The following is a 17,419-nucleotide window of genomic DNA, read 5'->3' on the forward strand; positions in this document are numbered from 1 at the left end:
TTACTGAGCAGTCTCGACCAAGGTCGGGTGGGGAACGTTTGCTTCTGAATCGACGGCGTCTTCGATGGCACGCCGCATGAGCGTGTGCTGCTTCTTGACGAGGTCGATCGGATCGGATTCGCCGAGGTCGGCGAAGGCGTGGCCCTCCCATTCGCTGGACAGGTAGCCCTGGTAACCGCCCTTGACGAACTGCCGCACAATGCGGGGAATGTCCATCGCCGGCTCGTTGCCGTTTTCGTCGATGTCGTAGAACTTCGCGTGGACATGGAAGATCTGCGGCATGATGTCCAGCCATTCCTCCGGCGGAACCAGCCCATGCATGTTGAAGGCCAGCCGCGTGAACGGGCCCAGGCGCGCCGGGTCGAAGTTGTTCGCGCTGAGGTAGTCCTCGAATTCCTGGTTGCGTTCCTGCATCGGCAGCGGCTTGCGCCAGATGTCCTGCATAACGGCGAAGTGCTCCTCGGGCAGCCCCATCTGCGTCAGCGTGCGGAACAGCGTCGGGGAAAGGCTGTGCATGGTGGAGCTGAAGTCTGCCGTGAAACCAAGCCGGTCGCTACCCAGTTCCGCGTACATTTCGCGGATCTGCAGGATCTTGGGATCGTTCGGGCCCTGCGGTGCATGGATCTCGTAGCCGAGCTTCTGATCGTACTTCTCGGCCAGGGGAAGCAGCCGGCGGAGCAGTTCTTTACCGGCGGAGCGAATCACCACGCGGTGGAAACCGAGCTTGTTGGCGGTGCGCAGCTGCGCGGCGAAGAAGTCGTACTCCTCATCCGGCGTCATGTCCCGGTCCTTGCGGCGGCCCATGTCCAGGTTGGTGCCCACCGCGCTGGGGGTGAGTCCGTAACGGTCCATGCTGTCGCGCCACAGGCGGATGAAATCGTCATCGACGTCGGGGTAGGTTCGCAGCATTTGGGCGATGTTGAACTCGACGCCGGGACCGAGGCCTTCATCGGCAACGGCCTTGATCAGGGTCTCCGGGGTGTAGAGTCCGGCGGCGAACTCGGAGGTGAGCGAATAGAGCGTGATGCCGAGCTCGATGCCCGAGCCTGCGATGCCTTCTGACATGTCTTGTTCCTTACTGTTTCAGCCGCGGACGGGCTGGGCGAGGTGGCTGTTGAGGATGCGGCGCGCTTCGGCGGCGTCAGTGATCATGGCCGAACCTGCGTTGGTTGCAGCGGAACGCTGGACGGCCTGCTCACCGCGGATGATGCCGAACGGGTCCTGCCAGTTGTTCCAGTGCCAGCCTTCGTATTCGCTGGAGATGGCACCGGAGTAGCCGTTCTCGACGAGCTGGCGAACCAGACCACGCACGGGAACCGAGGGCTCTTCGCCGTTCTCATCGATGCCGAAGAACTTGCCGTGCACGTGGCGTACCCACGGCATGATCTCCAGCCAGGTGTCTATGGGGGCAGGACCGAAAAGCCCGGTTCCGTTAATGGCGAAGTCAATGCCCAGGTCCGGCCTGCCGTTGCGGGCAGCCAGGCCAATGAAGGCACCGAAGCGCTCACCGTGGACCTTTTGCGTGTTCGGCGGTCCCTCGGCGTAGAAACCGTTCCACAGGTCAACCACCTGGCGGAGCAGTTCCTCCGAAGCGCCGCGCCGGCGGTAGGCCTCCAGCAGGGAGGGTGCGAAGCCGGTGACGGTGGCGCCCCAGTCGGCGGTGAAGCCAAGAAGGGGGGAATCCAGTTTCTCGTAGCGGTCACGCAGCGCGAGGACACGCTCGTGCGCGCCGTGTTGGTCGGCGTGGACTTCGAGGGCCAGGGTCACACCGTACTTCTCAGCCACGGGCAGCAGGCTTTCCATGGCGTCCGGAGTCAGCGAAATCTGCACCCGGGCGATGGGGAAGCCGAGCCTGGCAGCTACCTCGATCTGCTTGCGCATGTATTCCACCAGCTCGTCATGGTTCATGAGCCGGTCACGGCGGATGCCCGTGTCAACGTTGACGGCCAGCGACGTGGGAACCAGGTCCACTTCGGAGACGAGATCGCGGAACTGGCCAACGAACGTGTCATCAATGCGGTCAGGGAAGCCGCGCAGGCTGGAGAACCCGATGACTTCAAGCCCCGGGCCGAAGCCTTCGGCCGCCACTTTGCGGATCAGGCCATCGAGGTCGTACTGCCGGGCGTGGGAGGCCCGGGTGAAGCTGTAAAGGGTGACGCCCTGGATCGGCGTGCCGAGGCTGGTCATCGCTGTGCCACCTTCATGGTCTTGGTGTCGTGCTCTTCGATATGCAGCACGCCGTGGTCGGTGATGATGTACGGAATGTAGAGCTTCAGGTCCACCCGGACCTCGTGCTCGGCATCGCGGTCCGGGACGGGAAGTTCGCCGGAAAGGACTGCTGAGTCCAGGGGGAACCACCATTGGCCGGCCTCGTCCACGAGTTCCTCAAAGCTGAATGTGCGGTTGTTCATGGTCCAGCGCAGTGAGCCCTCCGGGGCGGCAACGCCGTCCACTGTCAGCCGGGCTCCTGCAATGCACGAGCCCGGCAGGGCCCGGTACCAGGGGATGCGGACTTCGACGGCGGTACGGCCGTCCTGGGTGGTAAGTGTTCCCTGCTCGATTATGCGGTCGGCGATCATCGAGACCTCCTTGTCTGCGGCATGCCTTGCCTGTGGTTGAACAGATGCCTGTGCTTGGGTGAAAGGGCGGGCAATTGCCGCTTCTTCATTATTTAGACAGTCTATTGTCTGATTTCGACATAAGTAAAGAGCTGGTGAGTTCTTTACTGATTCTGCGTGCCCCGCGCACCGCGAGCGCCACAGCCGTCAGCGTGGGGTTGCACGCGGTGGCGGTGGGGATAACACCGTTGCCGGCCACGAAGAGGCCGGGGACCTGCCAGACCTGGCTGTCCGGCGAACAGACGCTCTCGCCGTCGTCCGCCGTGCCCATGCGCGTGGTGCCCTGGTAGTGCAGCGATGCCCCCGGCGGCAGGACGAACGGCCGCTCATCGAGCGGTTCACCCACGGCCTTGCCCAGCCGGACAATCTCCTGCTTGGCGCGGTCCAACACGTCGTGGTCCCGCTGCGTGAGGCGGTAATGGATGCGCATGGCAGGCATCCCGTACGAGTCACGGGCAGCGTCGTCGAACGCCACCCTGTCATCGCGCTGGAGGTCCTTGGCACAGAACAGGCCCAGGCCAACGATCGACCCCGGCACAATAGGGTCATCCTCGGCCAGCGGAACCGGGGACGCGTCCAGCTGCATGATCTGGCCATGGAAGGGCGCATCGTCGGTGTAGGGAACCCAGCCCACTCCGCTTTGCTCGCTGAGCGTACCGTTGCCGCCTGCCGGGGCATGCTCGACGGTGACGTCGCGCAGCCTGCTCGCGAACACCACCTGCGCCTGGTCGTTGAGGTATCGGCCCAGGGCAGCGGGCCTGATGCCGGAGGCCCACAGTAACTGCGGTGTGCGCAGGGCATCCGCGCCCACCACGACATAGCGGGCGGCTACCTGGTGGGTCTCACCGCTGCGGCGGTCCTGGATTTCGATGCCGGCGGCAATGCCGTCCTCCACCAGCACGAGTGTCACCAGCGACTCATCAAAGAGTTCGAACTTCGGGTTCTCCCGGGTCGCGTCCCCCATGACGACGTCGGAGCCTGACCAGACGAGGCCGCCGTCCTGGCGCCGGTGGACAGCAAGCGGCATGGGCTGGGCGCGGTAGGCCGGGCTGCGCCCCGCATCCACCGCAGCCGCGAGGCGTCCGCGGACGACTTCGGAGAAAGGGGCACCGTCAAAGGCGTGGGTGGTGACACCCAGGAGCCTTTCGGCGTCGTCGAGCAGCTGGTCCAGATCGGGCAGGAACGCCATGCGTTCCTTGCCGCCCGGCCGCGGGCAGGCTGCAGTCCAGTGGGCGGCCATGCCGCCCACGTTGCTGGACATGGCTGCTACGGGCATCCCGTCTTCGCCGGGGAACGCGTAGCCGTCCTGCAGCAAGTAGGTTCCGGGCCTGGCCCTTCGCTCCCCGCTCTTGACGGCGCCGGGTGAGTTAACCGTCTCGGCGCCCGCCCCGGGTCCTTCCGATGCGCGCTGGGCAAGGCTGCGGCGCTCGGGATCCTCGATGTTCTTGACGTGGGCACCCGGCGGATTGCTCACGGTGGGGCCCACTTCGAACATGGCGATGGTGGCGCCGGGTGCTTCCTCGCTGAGGATCCGTGCGTACGCCGAGGCCGTGGGCCCGCTGCCGACGATGGCGACGTCGACGCGGGCGGGGTACCTGTTTGGGCTCACCGGGCCACCAGTTCCTGGATCCACTGGACAGACTTGGCCGAGTCGATGGTGGGGTAATACTCGAGGCCGATCGGGCCGGCGTAGCCGCTGTTCCGCAGGTCTGCGAGCCGGGCCTGCCAGTCGATGGACCCCGAGCCGGGCTCGCCACGTCCCGGCGCATCAGCGATCTGAACGTACTTGATGAGGTCGCCGGCGCTGGCGAGCTCGGCGGCAACGTCCTCGCCCTCCACCGTGGAGTGGTAAAGGTCGTAGAGGACGCCGAAGTTGGGCGAGTTGACGCCCTTGGCAACGTAAACGGCCTCCGAGGTCCGGTCGAGGAGCGCCCCGGGGTGGTCCACCCTGATATTTACCGGCTCCAGGACGAGCGTGATGCCGGAACCCTCGATGTGTGCCACGCCGCGGGTGAAGATCTCGATCAGTTCGTCCAGTTGGTCCTGCCGCTTGCGTCCGCCGAAGCCGGTGCCGCTGCCCACCACGATCCGGGGACAGCCGAGCTGCTGCGCTACGGCCACGCCGGCGTCAAGGCCTTCGTAGAAGGGTTCGTGGTTCCTGGGTGGGATCATGAACTGCATGCGCGGTTCCGCGAGCTGGGACGTGAGCTGGACTCCTGTTTCCTCGAGTGCGTCCTTGAGGGCGGGGATGTCCTTGCCGGTAGGGCCCCACATTTCGACGGCGTCGAAGCCAGCCGCTGCTGCAGCACGTACCCGGTCAGCGGCGCTTTCGCCTGCTTCTGAGAACAAAAGATCGATGTTGGGAGCAAGTTGATACATGGGTATCTCCTGGAAAATTGAGGGTTATGAGCTGAAAAAATGGGTTGCCACCGCGCAGGTGCTCCCCTTCTGGGCATGGAGAACCGCCAGGGGGCGCCGAGGCGGTGTGCGGTATTGCGCGGTGCGAGAGGACGCTGCGCGGGTGTCGACTTGGCGGGTCAGCCCTTCAGGCCGCCGGAGAAGCCCTGGATGAAGCGCTTCTGTGCGAAGAGGAACAGCGCCAGGATGGGAATCATGGACACGATCACGATGGCGAAGATCGAATTCCACTCCGAAACCAGGGAGCCGATGTAGTAGTACATGGCCACCGGCAGCGTCTGGTTGGCCGAGCCGCCAAGGAAGATCAGGGAGGTGAAGAAGTCGTTCCACACGATGAGGCCGGCGAAGATGGTGACCGTTCCGGTGGCGGGAGCCATCATGGGCAGCACCACCTTGGCAAAAATCTGGGACCTGCTCGCACCGTCAATGGTTGCCGCTTCCTCGTAATCCGTGCCGAGTCCGCGGAAGAAGTTGGAGTAGAGGAAGATCGACAACGGCAGGAGCATGCCCGTGTAGAGGATGATCAGGCCCCACGCCGATCCTGTGAGGCCCATGGCCCGTGCACCCATGTAGAGGGGCACGGCACCGAGCTGGCCGGGGAGGATGATGGCAACCAGGAAGAGGTAGTACGCACCCTTGCTCCAGCGGCGGGTGCTGCGCGAGATGACGTATCCGGTGATTGAACCGAGCGCGATCAGTCCGACGATGCTTCCCGCGGTAATGATGATGCTGTTCACCAGTCCCAGGACAACGTTGGAGTTGCCGGTGGCCGTCAGGACGGCGACGAAATTGCTGAAGTCCGGGTTCTTGGGCGGGGCCAAGGGCGAGGTGGTGTACATCTCGCTGTCCGGCTTCAGGGCGGTGGTCACCAGGAAGTAGAACGGGGCGAGGAAGATCAGGGCCAGGACCCAGAGGCCAATTTCGCGGAGCAGGGTGAGTTTTGTGTAGCGGAACATAGTCAGTCCTCGGGGTTCGAACGCGTCAGCCGCTGCTGGATTACGGCGAAGAACAGGATGATGGCGGCGAGCACCAGGGCCAAGGCTGCACCGCCGCCGAAGTTGCCGAGTGCAAACGCCTGCTTGTAGACCTGGGTGGCCAGGGTTTCTGTGGCGCCGGCGGGTCCGCCGTTCGTCAGGGCCATAATGGGATCGAAGACCCGGAGCCCCTGGACGATTCCCAGCGTGGTGGCAATGGCGATTGCCGGGCGGATGGCCGGCAACGTGACGTTCCGGAAACGCTGCCACAGGTTCGCACCGTCAATGGCGGCCGCCTCCTCGACTTCCACCGGGACGCCTGCAAGGCCGGCCATGAAGATCACCATGGCAAAACCGGTGGACCCCCAGACCAGAACCACCAGGACTGTCCAGACGGCCCACTGCGGGTCGGCGAGCCATGGCTTGGCGAGGTCACCGGCGCCGATGGAGGTCAGAAAAACGTTGATGGGGCCGTCGAAGTCGAAGATGTACTTCCAGACGTAGGCCGTGGCCAGCGGGCTGAGTACCACGGGCATAAAAAAGAGGGTGCGGAGGACGTACCGCGTCTTCAGCATCCGGTTGAGGCCGAGGGCGATGATGAGCCCGCCGACGTTGCCGAGCAAGACCGAACCAAAGGCCAGGAACAGCGTGTTGGTCAGGGCGCCGAGTTTCGTGGGGTCCTTGAAGATGGCTTCGAAGTTCTGCCAGCCAACAATTTTGAAGGAGCCGATGCCGGTCCAGTTGGTAAAGGCGAAGAAGCCGCCAATACCTGTTGCCACGTAGTGGATGGCGATGACCAGGACAATCCCGGGCAGCGCCCACCACCAATGTCCCAACTGCAGGCCCGTGCTGCGGGGACGGGTTTCTTCGCCCGCCCCCGGAGCACGCCTGCCTCGCAGGGGTGCTTTTGCTGCTTCGCTTTTCGGTTGCATCGTCGCAGTCATGGTAATCCTTGCTTGTCCCTTTGAGTTGTTGGAACTGTGGTGATCTGAAGTTGCTACTGTCCCCAGGCCGTGTCCATGGCCTGGAGTACCTGATCGGCAGTTTTCTGCCCGGTGATCAGGCCCTGGACGCCGGTGGCGAGGGCGTCGTACACGGCGGAGTTGGGCCACTGGCTGTTCGGCAGCGGGCCGTACTTTCCGTCCTTGATGAGATCGCCGACGTTCTTGTATGCACTGGCGTTGAAGTCGTAGCTGTCCAGGCCGGTGACCGGCAAGGCGCCATCGATTTCTGCGAAGGCCTTTGTCTGCTCAGGCTGGGCCGCCCAGTCGAGGAACGCCTTGGCGGCATCCTTGTTCTTGGACGCTGCGTTGATGGAAAATGCGTAGTTGGCACTGGCGTAGACGAAACTTTCGGAGCTCGCCTCTGCCGGGAGCGCCCGCACATTGAAGTCCGAGTCTGCAGCTGCAGTCTTCAGCTGCTTCCAGCTGGGGCCGGGGATAAAGCCCGCAACCGAGGTTCCGCTGGCAAGGCCCTTTGTGATGGCGTCGAACCCGGCGCCTGCTGCGCCCTTCTGGAAGCAGCCCGCATCCTTGAGTTTGGTGACTGCTTCCAGTGATGCTTTCCAGCCGTCCGAGCCGGCGAAGGTGGTCTCCTTGGCGGCCCGCTTTTCGTTCCACTTCGGGTCCTCCGCGTAGACGCGGGACGCTGCGAGGGACATCGCCATGAGGCCGGTGTTCGGAGCTGCGGAGCCGGCCAGGGCGAGAAACGACTTCCCGGACGATGCCAGCGTCCGGCACTGGTCCTCGAGGGAGGCGAAGTCCGCCGGGAAATCAGACATGCCGGCTGCTTTGGCAGCTGATTCATTGGCAACCAGGCCAACCACGGTAATCTCCGGCGCTTGGCCGTAAACTTTTCCGTCAGTTCCGAAGAGGGCTTCGCTGCCCTCGGGGACCAGTTCCTTGGCGGCGTCATCCAATGGCTCAAGGAAGCCTGCCTGAACGAGCGGCAGGATGCTGCGGCCAGTGCCCGAACCCGGTGAGGTCACTACGACGTCGGACGCGTTTCCAGCCTGGAGCTGGGTACGGAGGGTCTGGTCGTAGGAGTCATTGGGCTGCGGGTTGAACGTGATCTTCACATTTGAGTTAGCCGCCATGTACTTCTCAGCCAGAACCTGGAAGGGGCTCTCAATGGTGTTCGAGGTGGCGAACGACAGGGAAAATTCCTGGGCGCCTCCTGCGGGGGAGCTGCTGCCGGCGGGGGCCGAGCAACCCGTGAGGACGAGGGCTGCGATCGTCGGGACGGCGAGGGCGCCGACCTTTAGAGCCGAATAGCGACGGTGCTGTGTCATGTCCAGCCTTTCTGACTTCATTGTCGAAGAGTTCCGGGAGCCGTGACCCCGGTCACTCATCAGTATGCAGGAGATGTGTAGAAAAAGCACATAAGTCTTGCCGATGACAGACATAAGTTTCACGGGGGTTGTAGAGACCCGTTGGCATAGAAGAGCATGATGTTCATCACCGAACGTATCGATGCCGCTGATACACTGGGGGCTTAGCTCACCGCGCTCACCATTGAAGGAAGGGCCCGCCGTGACGAACCACGTCCTGCTTTCCCGGCTTGACCTGAACCTGCTGATATCCCTTGATGCCCTCATCACGGAGCGGAGCGTCACGAGGGCGGCAGAGCGGCTTCATCTGAGCCAGCCGGCGCTCAGCGCCTCCCTTGCGCGGCTCCGGTCCCACTTCGGGGACCCCATCCTGGCCCGCCGCGGAAATGCGTACGAGCTGACGCCCTTCGCCCTGCGGCTGGCGGAGCACACCACCACGGCACTTGAGGCCGCGCGGCGCGTCTTTGAGAGCCAGGCAACGTGGGAGCCCGCCGAGTCCGAACGGGAGTTTTCCATCTACGGCTCCGATTACGGCTTTACGACCATTGGCCGGGTTGCCTCCGAGCTTGCTGCCGAACGCGCACCGGGAGTCCGGTTCCGGTTTATGCTCCACAATCCGATGGTGGTGGAGGATGCCGCCAACCGCCTTCGCTCCGTTGACGGCATGGTCATTCCGCATGGCTTCCTGAGCGGGCTCCCCTACCTGGACCTGTGGAGGGACGGGTGGGTGGCGGTCGTCTCCTCGTCCAACGACGCCGTCGGCGAGCACATCACCATGGAGAACATCGCCGAACTGCCCTGGGTGATGACCTACCAGACACGCTCAGCCTCAACGTCGGCGGAACGTCAGATCATGCAGCTGGGTGTTGAGCCGCGCGTGGATGTGGTGGTTGAAAGTTTCCAATCCCTGCCGCACTTTGTGGTGGGAACCAACCGGATCGCCCTCATCCAGGCGGCCTTGGTCCCGTTCGCGCTGCGCGTCGGCGGTGTGCGGGTCCTGCCACTGCCCTTCGATGCCACACCGCTGGTTAATGCCCTCTGGTGGCACCCGGTGCACAACCGCGACTCCGAGCACGAGTGGATGCGGGGCCTCTTCAAGGAGGCCGGGGACATCGTGGCAGCGGCCGCGGCTAAGGAAACCAGTTAAACGCCTCGATGCCCGCCGCATGGATGGACGGGCATCGACGCTATTCGGTTGTGCAGGTCAGGCCGAAGTCAACGCCGCCCGCATGCTCTTGCGGATGAGGTCGTGCTGCTTCCGGACCAGCAGCAGCGGGTCCACCTCGCCCAGCTCGGCGAAGGCATGCCCCTCCCACTCGCTGGACCAGTAGCCGCGGTAGCCGCCTTCAACGAAAACGCGGACCAGCTCCGGATAGTCAATGGCCGGCTCGTCGCCCTGCTCGTCGATGTCGTAGAACTTTGCGTGCACATGCATGATCTGCGGCATGATGTCGGCCCATTCCTCCGGGCCGACATGGCCGTGCATGTTGAAGGCCAGATGCGCGAAGGAACCGAGGCGCGCAGGATCAAAGTCACGTCCCCTCAGGTAGCCGATGAACTCCTCCTGCCGCGCCCGCATCGGGGCGTCGGTAGCCCAGATGACCTGCAGCCTCTGGACGGCTTCGTCGTCTAGGCCGGCACGGCGGACCGCGCGCAGGAGCGTCGGGGACATGCTGTGCATGGTTGAGGAGAAGTCGGCCACGAACCCCAGCAGTGGTGAATCAAGCTCCGCGTAAAGGTCGCGGACCTTCATGATCTCTGGAGAGTTGGGCCCCAGCGGCGCATGGATCTCATACGCAAGCTTGAGCTCCAGGTTCTCGGCCAGCGGCAGGAGCCGGCGCAGCAGTTCGGGTTTGGCGCTCTGGATGCGGACCAGCGGGAACCCGAGCTTCTTTGCGCCGTGGAACAGCGTCTCGGTGAACTCGTACTCCTCGTCGGGAGTCATGTCGCGGTCCCGGCGGCGGCCCATGTCAAGGTTCGCGCCAAACGAGCTGGCGGTGAAGCCGTGTTTGTCGAAGGCCGCGTGCCAGGAGCGCGCGAAGTCATCCGTCACGTTCGGATAGCTGGGCAGGACCTGGGAGGCCACGATTTCAATGCCGGGACCGATGCCCAGTTCGGCGACACGGTTCAGCAGGCCATCGAAGTCATACCAGCCTGCCCGGAACTCGGCACTCGCTGAGTAGAGGGTGAGCCCCAGGGAGAAGGGGTCCTCCTCGGCCTTCGGCGGGGCCGGCGTGACCGCCATGGTCAGCTCCGGTGCTGCTGCGGCCCTGTCCGTGGCGGCCAGGTCCAGTGTCTGGTTCACGAAGTTGGGCACATACATGCCGGGACGGCCGTCCTGACCGGGGGCAATCTGCATGTAGGGCAGGCGCAGCTCCCCCACGAGCTGGATCCGGAGCTTTTCACCCAAGGAGACAGGGTTGTCTCGCCTGGCAATGAGCAGCGGGTGCTCCTGGAGGTACCAGAGGGTTTCGCTTTGGGCCGGAAGGTCCGCGAGCGCATAGCGGACGCCGCCCAGCTCCAGGGACAGGTCCCCGGCGGGGATGTCCTGGCCGTCGACGCTGAGTCGGAGGCTGCTGACCGAGGAGAGCCACAGGCTCCGGTACCACGGAAGTGTCAGGGCCAGGGCGATGCCTTCTGGGTGGGTGCGGAGGCTTGAATCGTCAAGGAGTCCGTTTGGCATGGTTATTCCCTTCGCTGGGAGGTGGGATGGGTCAGGTGAGTTCGGAGGTGACGCGGCGGATCAGGGCATGTTGGCGGCGCACCTGCTCGATGGCGCGCCAGGGATCGCGTTCGCCTTCGTATTCGCTGGAGAGGTAGCCGGTGTAGCCGGAGTCCTTGAGCGCCCTGAGTACGGGCGCCCAGGGAATCTGCTGGTCCTCCAACTGCTCGTTGATGTCGTGGAATTTCGCCTGGATGAACACCACGTACTGGGCGATGTCCGCAAAGTCGGCAGGATCGACGCCGATGCCATCCAGGAAGGCGGGCCGCGTCTCGCGGGTTTCCCCTGCACGCAGCGGGATGGGCCGGTCCTGGAAGATCCCGGTATCGATCAGGAGACCGAAGTTTTTGGTGCCGGTCCGTTCAATGAGGTTGATGTAATCCTCCACCACCGGATGCTTGATGGGGGTGGGCGAGTGGATCTCGGGGCAGATAATGACGCCGAGCTCGTGGGCCAGGTCCAGGGAGCGTTCCACTGACTCAGTCCAGATGGGGTCCGGAACCAGGTCGCTGGACACCACGCCGATCTTGGGGCGCACAAACCCGAAACCCAGTTGGTTGGCAAGCCGCAGGTCGCGCCGCAGCGCCGCCGCCCCCTCGGCAGCCGTCATGGACCGGCCCGGGTGCAGCCGGGTGTCGATCCAGGAGCCGTAGTTGGTGGGCTCCAGCGAATACTTCTCCAGCAGGCCGAACCAGGTGTCCAGCCAGGCCGGAGAGGGTTCCGGATAGTTCGGGACGTGGCCCTCGCCGAGGATTTCGACGCCCGTGGCGCCCACGTCCGCGACGGCGGCCAGCGCTGTCTCCAGGTCCATCACGGTGCCGTAGTCACCCATGAAACTGTAGAGGGAAACGCCGTAGCGGAAAGTGCCGTCGCCGCCTTCGGGCCCGAGCGTCACGTTGCGGCTGACCCGGTGGATGGTGGGCTGGTGCTCCACAGGAATGTAGGACATGCGCAGCCGCAGCTCAATGGTGAGCTCGTGCACGCCCTGCGGCAGGCCGCCGTCGAACGGAACGGTGACGAGCGCCGCTTCCTCAAGGGGCCAGCGCACGCCGTCGCTGTCCCAAAGCTGCTGCAGCGTGTAGGTCCGCGCCCCGAAGGTCCACAGCGGAACGTCGGGGCCGACGTCGACGATGTTGCCTACCCGGACGGCGATGCCGTCGATGAGGGAGGCGGCCATGCCCCGGTAGGAAGGCATCCGGACGCGGAATTGGAAGCCGGTCACGCGCCCGCCCTGGGTGACGTTGCGGAAGCCGACGGACTGGATGAGGTCTCTTTCGAGAAGCATCATTGCTCACTATCTGTAGGTGCACATTAATCGTAACACCTTATGTCTATTTCATACTAAAGTATGTAGAGTTTCCTCCTAACTCCACAATGTCAAATGAGAAAGAGGCATCGATCCCATGGCCGACGTGCTGAACGCTCTTATCCTCTCCGGGCATATGACCTGCGAGCACGACAACGAGTTCCGTAGCTTCCGGGCCCACCACCAGTGGCTCACAACCCTGCTTGAGCACACGGGCCGGTTCCGCGTCCGCGTCATCGAGGACCCGCGGGGGCTCGGAGCGAACGTTATCGACAAGTACGACGTCGTCATTATCGTGTTCGAGGGCCGCGACGGATACCACGAAAAAGCCGTTGGTTTCGGCGCTGAAACCGACGCCGCCCTGCTGAAGTTCGTTCACGAGGACGGGAAAGGCATTGTCTGGTTTCACGGCTCGGCCGTGCAGGAGGACGACTGGGGCTACCCCGCGGAATACAACATCATGCGGGGTGCGAAGCTCAGCGTTTCCACCGGGCTGCGGCCGCGTCCATGGGGTGAGGCCCTGCTGCAGACGGCACAGCCGCGCCACCCCATCACGGAGGGCATCAGCGACACGTGGACAGTGACGGGCGACGACATCCTGACGGGGGTACAGCTGTACGAAGGTGCGGAGGTGCTTCTCTCAATGTTTGACGACCTGGAGGCCTACCAGAATGCGCCTGCGTGGCCCATGTCCCACTATCCGGTGGCGATTCCCGCGGAGGGCATCGAGGGCCTTCCGGGCGTGAATACGCTGCAGCCCCTGGCGTGGATCAATAACTACGGCGAAGGCCGCAGCTTCACGATTACGATCGGGCACGATATTGACACCTTCCGCCGGATCGAGTTCATCCGGATGTTCCCCCGCGGCGTTGAGTGGGCCGCCAAGGGCAAAGTCACCCTGGAAGGACCCGACCGCCGCGGTGAGCGTCGTTTCCTGCCGTGGCCCTACTACAACCACGAGGGGTAGCGAATTCTGCGTGGCCCGGCTCAGCGCCCGCGTGGCGAGGCCCCTAGATTTCCCGACCTGCGACCGCGCGATAGCGTTCCAGTACTTCGGGGGCAGGGACCCCGGTGATTGTGGTGGCGGTGGCTGACTTCCAGGCCGGGAAGTCGCCGAGCAGGACGCCCGCGGCCTGCCGGGCGGCGCCGTCTGCCACGTACTCCCCCGGCTCCGGCACCTCGACCGGAAGGCCAAAGATCGAAGCCGCCACCTCCTGCGCTGCGGCGGACCGGGCACCGCCCCCGACGAGGATGATGCGCCCGGCCTCCACGCCGAGGTCAGTCAGTGCCCTGAGCCCGTCCGCCAGCGAGCACACAACACCTTCGACGGCGGCCCGGGCCAGGTTCTCCGGGGTGAAGTTTTGCAGAGTCATCCCGTGCAGGGAGCCTGTCGCATCCGGGAGGTTGGGCGTCCGCTCACCTTCGAAGTACGGGACAAATGTCAGGCCGCCGGCGCCGGGAGCGGCAGAAAGCGCCAGCTCGGAGAGCCGGGGCAGGCTCACCGAGAGCAAAGCCGCAGTGGCATCCAGGACACGTGAGGCGTTGAGCGTGCAGGCCAGCGGCAGGTAATGCCCCGTGGCGTCGGCGAAACCGGCAACCAGGCCGGAGGAATCCGAGGTGGCCTCCCCTGCTACCGCGAACACGGTGCCGGATGTTCCGATCGAAACAACCAAGTCGCCAACACCGGCCGCCACACCGAGGGCCGCGGCCGCGTTATCGCCCGCCCCGGGTCCGATCAGGGCGCCGCCGGGTGTGCTGAAGTCGCTGGCCAGCGTGCCAAGCACCTGGGGCAGGACGGGAACGTGTCCGAGCGTGGACGCGAGCACGTCGTCGAGATAGGTGCCGGTGCGCGGGGACCAGTAGCCCGTCCCTGAGGCATCGGAGCGGTCCGTCCGCAGCGCAGCCAATCCCTCGGCGCCGCTGCCGGGCCCGAATCCGGCCAGCCGCCAGCTCAGCCAGTCGTGCGGAAGGCAGACTGCGGCGGTGCGGGCGGCATGCTCCGGCTCGTTTTCGGCCAGCCAGCGCAGCTTGGTGGCCGTAATCGAGGCAACGGGAACTGTGCCGGTGGCTGCAGCCCAATGCTGCCTGCCCGCCGAGTCGCTGCCGCCGCCGGCGTCCCGGATGAGGGCCGCCGCGGACGCCGCCGAGCGCGTGTCATTCCACAGCAGAGCGGGACGGACCACCGCGCCGGACGCATCCAGGCAGACCATTCCGTGCTGCTGGCCGCCTACGGAGATGGCGGCAACGTCGTCCAGTCCGCCGGCCGCGGCAACCGCGGACTGCAGCGCATCCCACCACGCGTCGGGATGCACCTCGGTGCCCGCCGGGTGAGGCGCGGAACCGTGGCGCAGCAGGGCGCCGGTTTCAGCGTCACGGATGACAACTTTGCAGGACTGAGTGGAGCTGTCGACTCCCGCGACCAAGGGCATGGGGCTGCTTTCAGAGGTGGGTGAAAAGAGGGCGCTGCTGCCGCCCCTGCGTGCGGGTGCGGCAGCAGCGGAAAAAGTCAGCGTGCGCCGAGGAGGTGCTCAATGGCCAGCTGGTTGAGCCGGACGAACGCGAACGAGCGCTCGGCGGCAGCATCGGCATCGAACGTTTCGAAAGCGCTGGCATCAGCCAGCAGGTCCGCGGCAGTCTCGCCGGCAGCGAGCGTGGTTTCGCCGAGTTCGAACACACCGGAGATTTTCAGGGCTTCCTGTACTTCGGCGTCGGCACGGAAGGCCAGGGCACGTTCCTTGAGCAGCGCGTACATGGCCATGTTCGCCTTGGCGGATTCCCAGACGCCGTCGTAGCCGTCGGTGCGGGAGGGCTTGTAGTCGAAGTGGCGCGGCCCGTCGTATTTGGGGCCGCCGTTGGGGAAGCCGTTTTCGAGCAGGTCCACGGTGAAGAAGGCACTGGTGAGGTCGCCGTGGCCGAAGACCAGGTCCTGGTCGTACTTGATGCCGCGCTGGCCGTTGAGGTCGATGTGGAAGAGCTTGCCGGCCCAGAGTGCCTGGGCGATGCCGTGGGTGAAGTTCAGGCCGGCCATCTGCTCGTGGCCGGTCTCGGGGTTGAGGCCCACGATGTCGCCGTGTTCGAGCTGGGCAATGAAGGCCAGTCCGTGGCCCACCGTGGGCAGGAAGATGTCGCCGCGGGGTTCGTTGGGCTTGGGCTCCAGGGCAATGCGGAGGTTGTAGCCCTTGTCCTTGATGTAGGCGGCGGCGGTGTCCACACCTTCCTTCATGCGGTCCAGGGCTGCGGACAGGTCCTTGGAGCCGTCATACTCGCTGCCTTCCCGTCCGCCCCACATCACGAAGGTTTCGGCACCGAATTCCGCGGCGGAGTCGATGTTTTGGAGGACCTTGCTGAGGGCGAAACGCCGGACGGAGCGGTCGTTGGAGGTGAAGCCACCGTCCTTGAAGACCGGGTGGCTGAAGAGGTTGGTGGTGATCATGGGCACCTTCAGGCCTGTCTCGGCGAGGGCGGCTTTGAAGTTCTTGAGGATCAGGTCCTTTTCGGACGCCGTTGCGTCGAATGGAACCAGGTCGTTGTCGTGGAACGTGATGCCATAGGCGCCCAGTTCGCTGAGCTTGTGGACTGCTTCCACAGGGTCCAGCGCTGCCCGGGTGGCCACGCCGAAGGGGTCATTGCCGGTCCAGCCGACGGTCCAGAGGCCAAAGGTGAAGCGGTCTTCGGGGGTGGGCGAATCAGCCATGTTGAGTACCTCGTTGTAGTCGGTTCTGCGGAAAAGATGAATTAGTATGGGATCTGAACTATATTGCCTGTGATGAACTGGGGTCAACAGATTTCCGGAAATCTCCGGTCAAAACATGGGAGGGCGTGAGGATGCGCGGAAAAGTGCCCGCCGACGGTGGACCCGGCCGCGTACAGGATGTCCGGCGGCAGAACCTGGCCGTAGTGCTGGACTCAATCCAGCGGACGCCACGCACCACGCGGGCAGAGATCGCCGCAAGCACGGGCCTGACAAAGGCCTCAGTCTCCAGCCTGGTGACAGTCCTGCTGGACACCGGCCTCGTCGAGGAGGCGGGGGTAGCCCGCGACGGCGAGCGGGGGCGCCCGGGCAGCGGCCTGGTGCTCAACCGCCAACGGGGAGCCCTTGGCGCCGAGATCAACGTGGACTACCTGGCCGTCGGCGTTGTCGACGCCCTGGGTGAGTTGCGCGGCCACAAGGTGCTTGAGCGTCGTCCGGGCGGGCTCGACGTCGTCTTCGGCGACCTTCAGGAACTGGCGCGGGCCGTGGCAGGTGAAGCCAAGGCGGCCGGCATCGAGCTGCTGGGCGGCGGACTCGCGGTGCCGGGACTTGTTGATCCGACGCGCAAGCTCGTCCTGACCGCGCCGAACCTCGGGTGGCAGGATGCCGCACTGGAGCGGCACCTGGAAGCCCTGCTCCCGGACTCGCCACTCGGCGTCGTGCTTTCCAACGAGGCCAACAGCGCCGCCTTGGCAGAACTCTGGTACGGCCACGGCTCCTCCTTCGGCGACTACCTTTATGTGTCCGGCGAAGTGGGCGTGGGCGGCGGCCTCATTTTCGAGTCCCAGCTCTTCGCCGGACCGCGCGGCCACGCCGGCGAGATCGGCCATGTGGTGGTCCAGCCCGACGGACTGAAGTGCGGCTGCGGTGGGCGCGGCTGCCTGGAGACGGTTGCGGGACAGGACGCGGTATTCTCCGCGGCGGGCATCCAGGGTGCCACCACCGCGGACCGCATGGCAGCGCTGATGCATGCCCTCCGCACCGGAGCGCCGGACGCAGTCCGGGCCGTGGAAAGGGCCGGCCATTTCCTGGGCATCGCCCTCGTGTCCGCCGCCCGCATGGTCAACGTGTCAGCCGTCATCCTGGGCGGGCACTTCGCCGGCCTGCAGAACTGGATCAGGCCAAGCCTGCGGCAGAGCCTGGAAACGTACGCCCCAGGCCTGGTGCCGCCGGACGGAGTGGCTTTCTCCGAACTGGGGCAGACCGCGGCGCTGCGCGGAGCGGCGGGAAGCAGGCTCCGCGAAGCCTTTGCCAGCCCCGCTGACCTGCTGAACTGAAAGTCTGCGCCGGACGGGCCCGAA

Annotated in this window: 16 protein-coding genes; 4 read left to right on the forward strand and 12 right to left on the reverse strand. The window is 64.9% G+C overall.

Annotated features, from left to right (window positions below):
* The 4 genes from J2808_RS07340 to J2808_RS22250 form a co-directional block, all read right to left on the reverse strand.
* A complete protein-coding gene (locus tag J2808_RS07340) occupies positions 1–1,065 on the reverse strand; it encodes a sugar phosphate isomerase/epimerase family protein (protein ID WP_309813827.1) in 1,065 nt (354 codons plus the stop codon).
* Positions 1,066–1,083: 18 nt separating this feature from the next.
* Positions 1,084–2,187, reverse strand: a complete 1,104-nt coding sequence (locus J2808_RS07345; RefSeq protein ID WP_309813830.1) for a sugar phosphate isomerase/epimerase family protein — start codon at positions 2,185–2,187, stop codon at positions 1,084–1,086.
* Positions 2,184–2,579 carry a C-glycoside deglycosidase beta subunit domain-containing protein gene (locus tag J2808_RS07350; protein ID WP_309813833.1) on the reverse strand — a complete coding sequence of 132 codons (396 nt, stop codon included), beginning with the start codon at positions 2,577–2,579 and terminating at the stop codon, positions 2,184–2,186. Before J2808_RS07350 ends, J2808_RS07345 begins: the two co-directional genes overlap by 4 nt.
* Positions 2,580–2,667: 88 nt before the next feature.
* Complete coding sequence (locus J2808_RS22250; RefSeq protein WP_397428005.1) at positions 2,668–3,582, reverse strand: GMC oxidoreductase; 915 nt, start codon at positions 3,580–3,582, stop codon at positions 2,668–2,670.
* Positions 3,583–3,627: 45 nt separating this feature from the next.
* Here J2808_RS22250 and J2808_RS22255 point away from each other — a divergent pair, with 45 nt between their 5' ends.
* On the forward strand, positions 3,628–3,984 hold the full coding sequence (locus J2808_RS22255) for a hypothetical protein (protein ID WP_397428006.1): 357 nt from the start codon (positions 3,628–3,630) through the stop codon (positions 3,982–3,984).
* A gap of 239 nt (positions 3,985–4,223) precedes the next feature.
* Here the strand turns inward: J2808_RS22255 and J2808_RS07360 are convergent, their stop codons facing one another.
* The 4 genes from J2808_RS07360 to J2808_RS07375 all read right to left on the reverse strand — a co-directional run bounded on the left by J2808_RS07360 (position 4,224) and on the right by J2808_RS07375 (position 8,300).
* Positions 4,224–4,997 (reverse strand): TIM barrel protein, encoded by a 774-nt coding sequence (locus tag J2808_RS07360; protein WP_309813842.1) that lies wholly within the window; start codon positions 4,995–4,997, stop codon positions 4,224–4,226.
* Positions 4,998–5,155: 158 nt separating this feature from the next.
* On the reverse strand, positions 5,156–5,992 hold the full coding sequence (locus J2808_RS07365; protein ID WP_309813845.1) for a carbohydrate ABC transporter permease: 837 nt from the start codon (positions 5,990–5,992) through the stop codon (positions 5,156–5,158).
* 2 nt (positions 5,993–5,994) lie between these two features.
* A complete protein-coding gene (locus tag J2808_RS07370; RefSeq protein ID WP_309813848.1) occupies positions 5,995–6,954 on the reverse strand; it encodes a carbohydrate ABC transporter permease in 960 nt (319 codons plus the stop codon).
* Positions 6,955–7,007: 53 nt separating this feature from the next.
* Positions 7,008–8,300, reverse strand: coding sequence for an ABC transporter substrate-binding protein (locus J2808_RS07375; RefSeq protein WP_309813852.1), 1,293 nt, complete (start codon positions 8,298–8,300; stop codon positions 7,008–7,010).
* Between the two features lie 241 nt (positions 8,301–8,541).
* Between J2808_RS07375 and J2808_RS07380 the strand changes: the two genes are divergently transcribed.
* Positions 8,542–9,486: a LysR family transcriptional regulator gene (locus J2808_RS07380; protein WP_309813855.1), complete on the forward strand. Its 945-nt coding sequence runs from the start codon at positions 8,542–8,544 to the stop codon at positions 9,484–9,486.
* Positions 9,487–9,543: 57 nt separating this feature from the next.
* Here J2808_RS07380 and J2808_RS07385 read toward each other — a convergent pair whose 3' ends face one another.
* Entirely contained in the window at positions 9,544–11,022 is a 1,479-nt protein-coding gene (locus J2808_RS07385; protein WP_309813858.1) for a sugar phosphate isomerase/epimerase family protein, read from the reverse strand.
* 31 nt (positions 11,023–11,053) lie between these two features.
* Positions 11,054–12,346 (reverse strand): C-glycoside deglycosidase beta subunit domain-containing protein, encoded by a 1,293-nt coding sequence (locus J2808_RS07390; RefSeq protein WP_309814240.1) that lies wholly within the window; start codon positions 12,344–12,346, stop codon positions 11,054–11,056.
* 118 nt (positions 12,347–12,464) lie between these two features.
* Here J2808_RS07390 and J2808_RS07395 point away from each other — a divergent pair, with 118 nt between their 5' ends.
* Positions 12,465–13,334: a ThuA domain-containing protein gene (locus J2808_RS07395; protein WP_309813862.1), complete on the forward strand. Its 870-nt coding sequence runs from the start codon at positions 12,465–12,467 to the stop codon at positions 13,332–13,334.
* 43 nt (positions 13,335–13,377) lie between these two features.
* Here J2808_RS07395 and J2808_RS07400 read toward each other — a convergent pair whose 3' ends face one another.
* Together J2808_RS07400 and xylA are read right to left on the reverse strand one after the other, a co-directional pair.
* Entirely contained in the window at positions 13,378–14,796 is a 1,419-nt protein-coding gene (locus J2808_RS07400) for a xylulokinase (RefSeq protein ID WP_309813867.1), read from the reverse strand.
* Between the two features lie 77 nt (positions 14,797–14,873).
* The gene (xylA, locus tag J2808_RS07405; RefSeq protein WP_309813869.1) at positions 14,874–16,061 is read right to left on the reverse strand and encodes a xylose isomerase; all 1,188 of its coding nucleotides are present in this window, start codon (positions 16,059–16,061) and stop codon (positions 14,874–14,876) included.
* A 143-nt stretch (positions 16,062–16,204) separates the two neighbouring features.
* On the opposite strand from xylA, the gene J2808_RS07410 reads away from it, so the two are divergent.
* A complete protein-coding gene (locus J2808_RS07410; RefSeq protein WP_309813871.1) occupies positions 16,205–17,395 on the forward strand; it encodes an ROK family transcriptional regulator in 1,191 nt (396 codons plus the stop codon).
* Positions 17,396–17,419 lie beyond the last annotated feature (24 nt).

This window comes from Pseudarthrobacter sulfonivorans (assembly GCF_031454915.1).
Classification (GTDB): domain Bacteria; phylum Actinomycetota; class Actinomycetes; order Actinomycetales; family Micrococcaceae; genus Arthrobacter; species Arthrobacter sulfonivorans_C.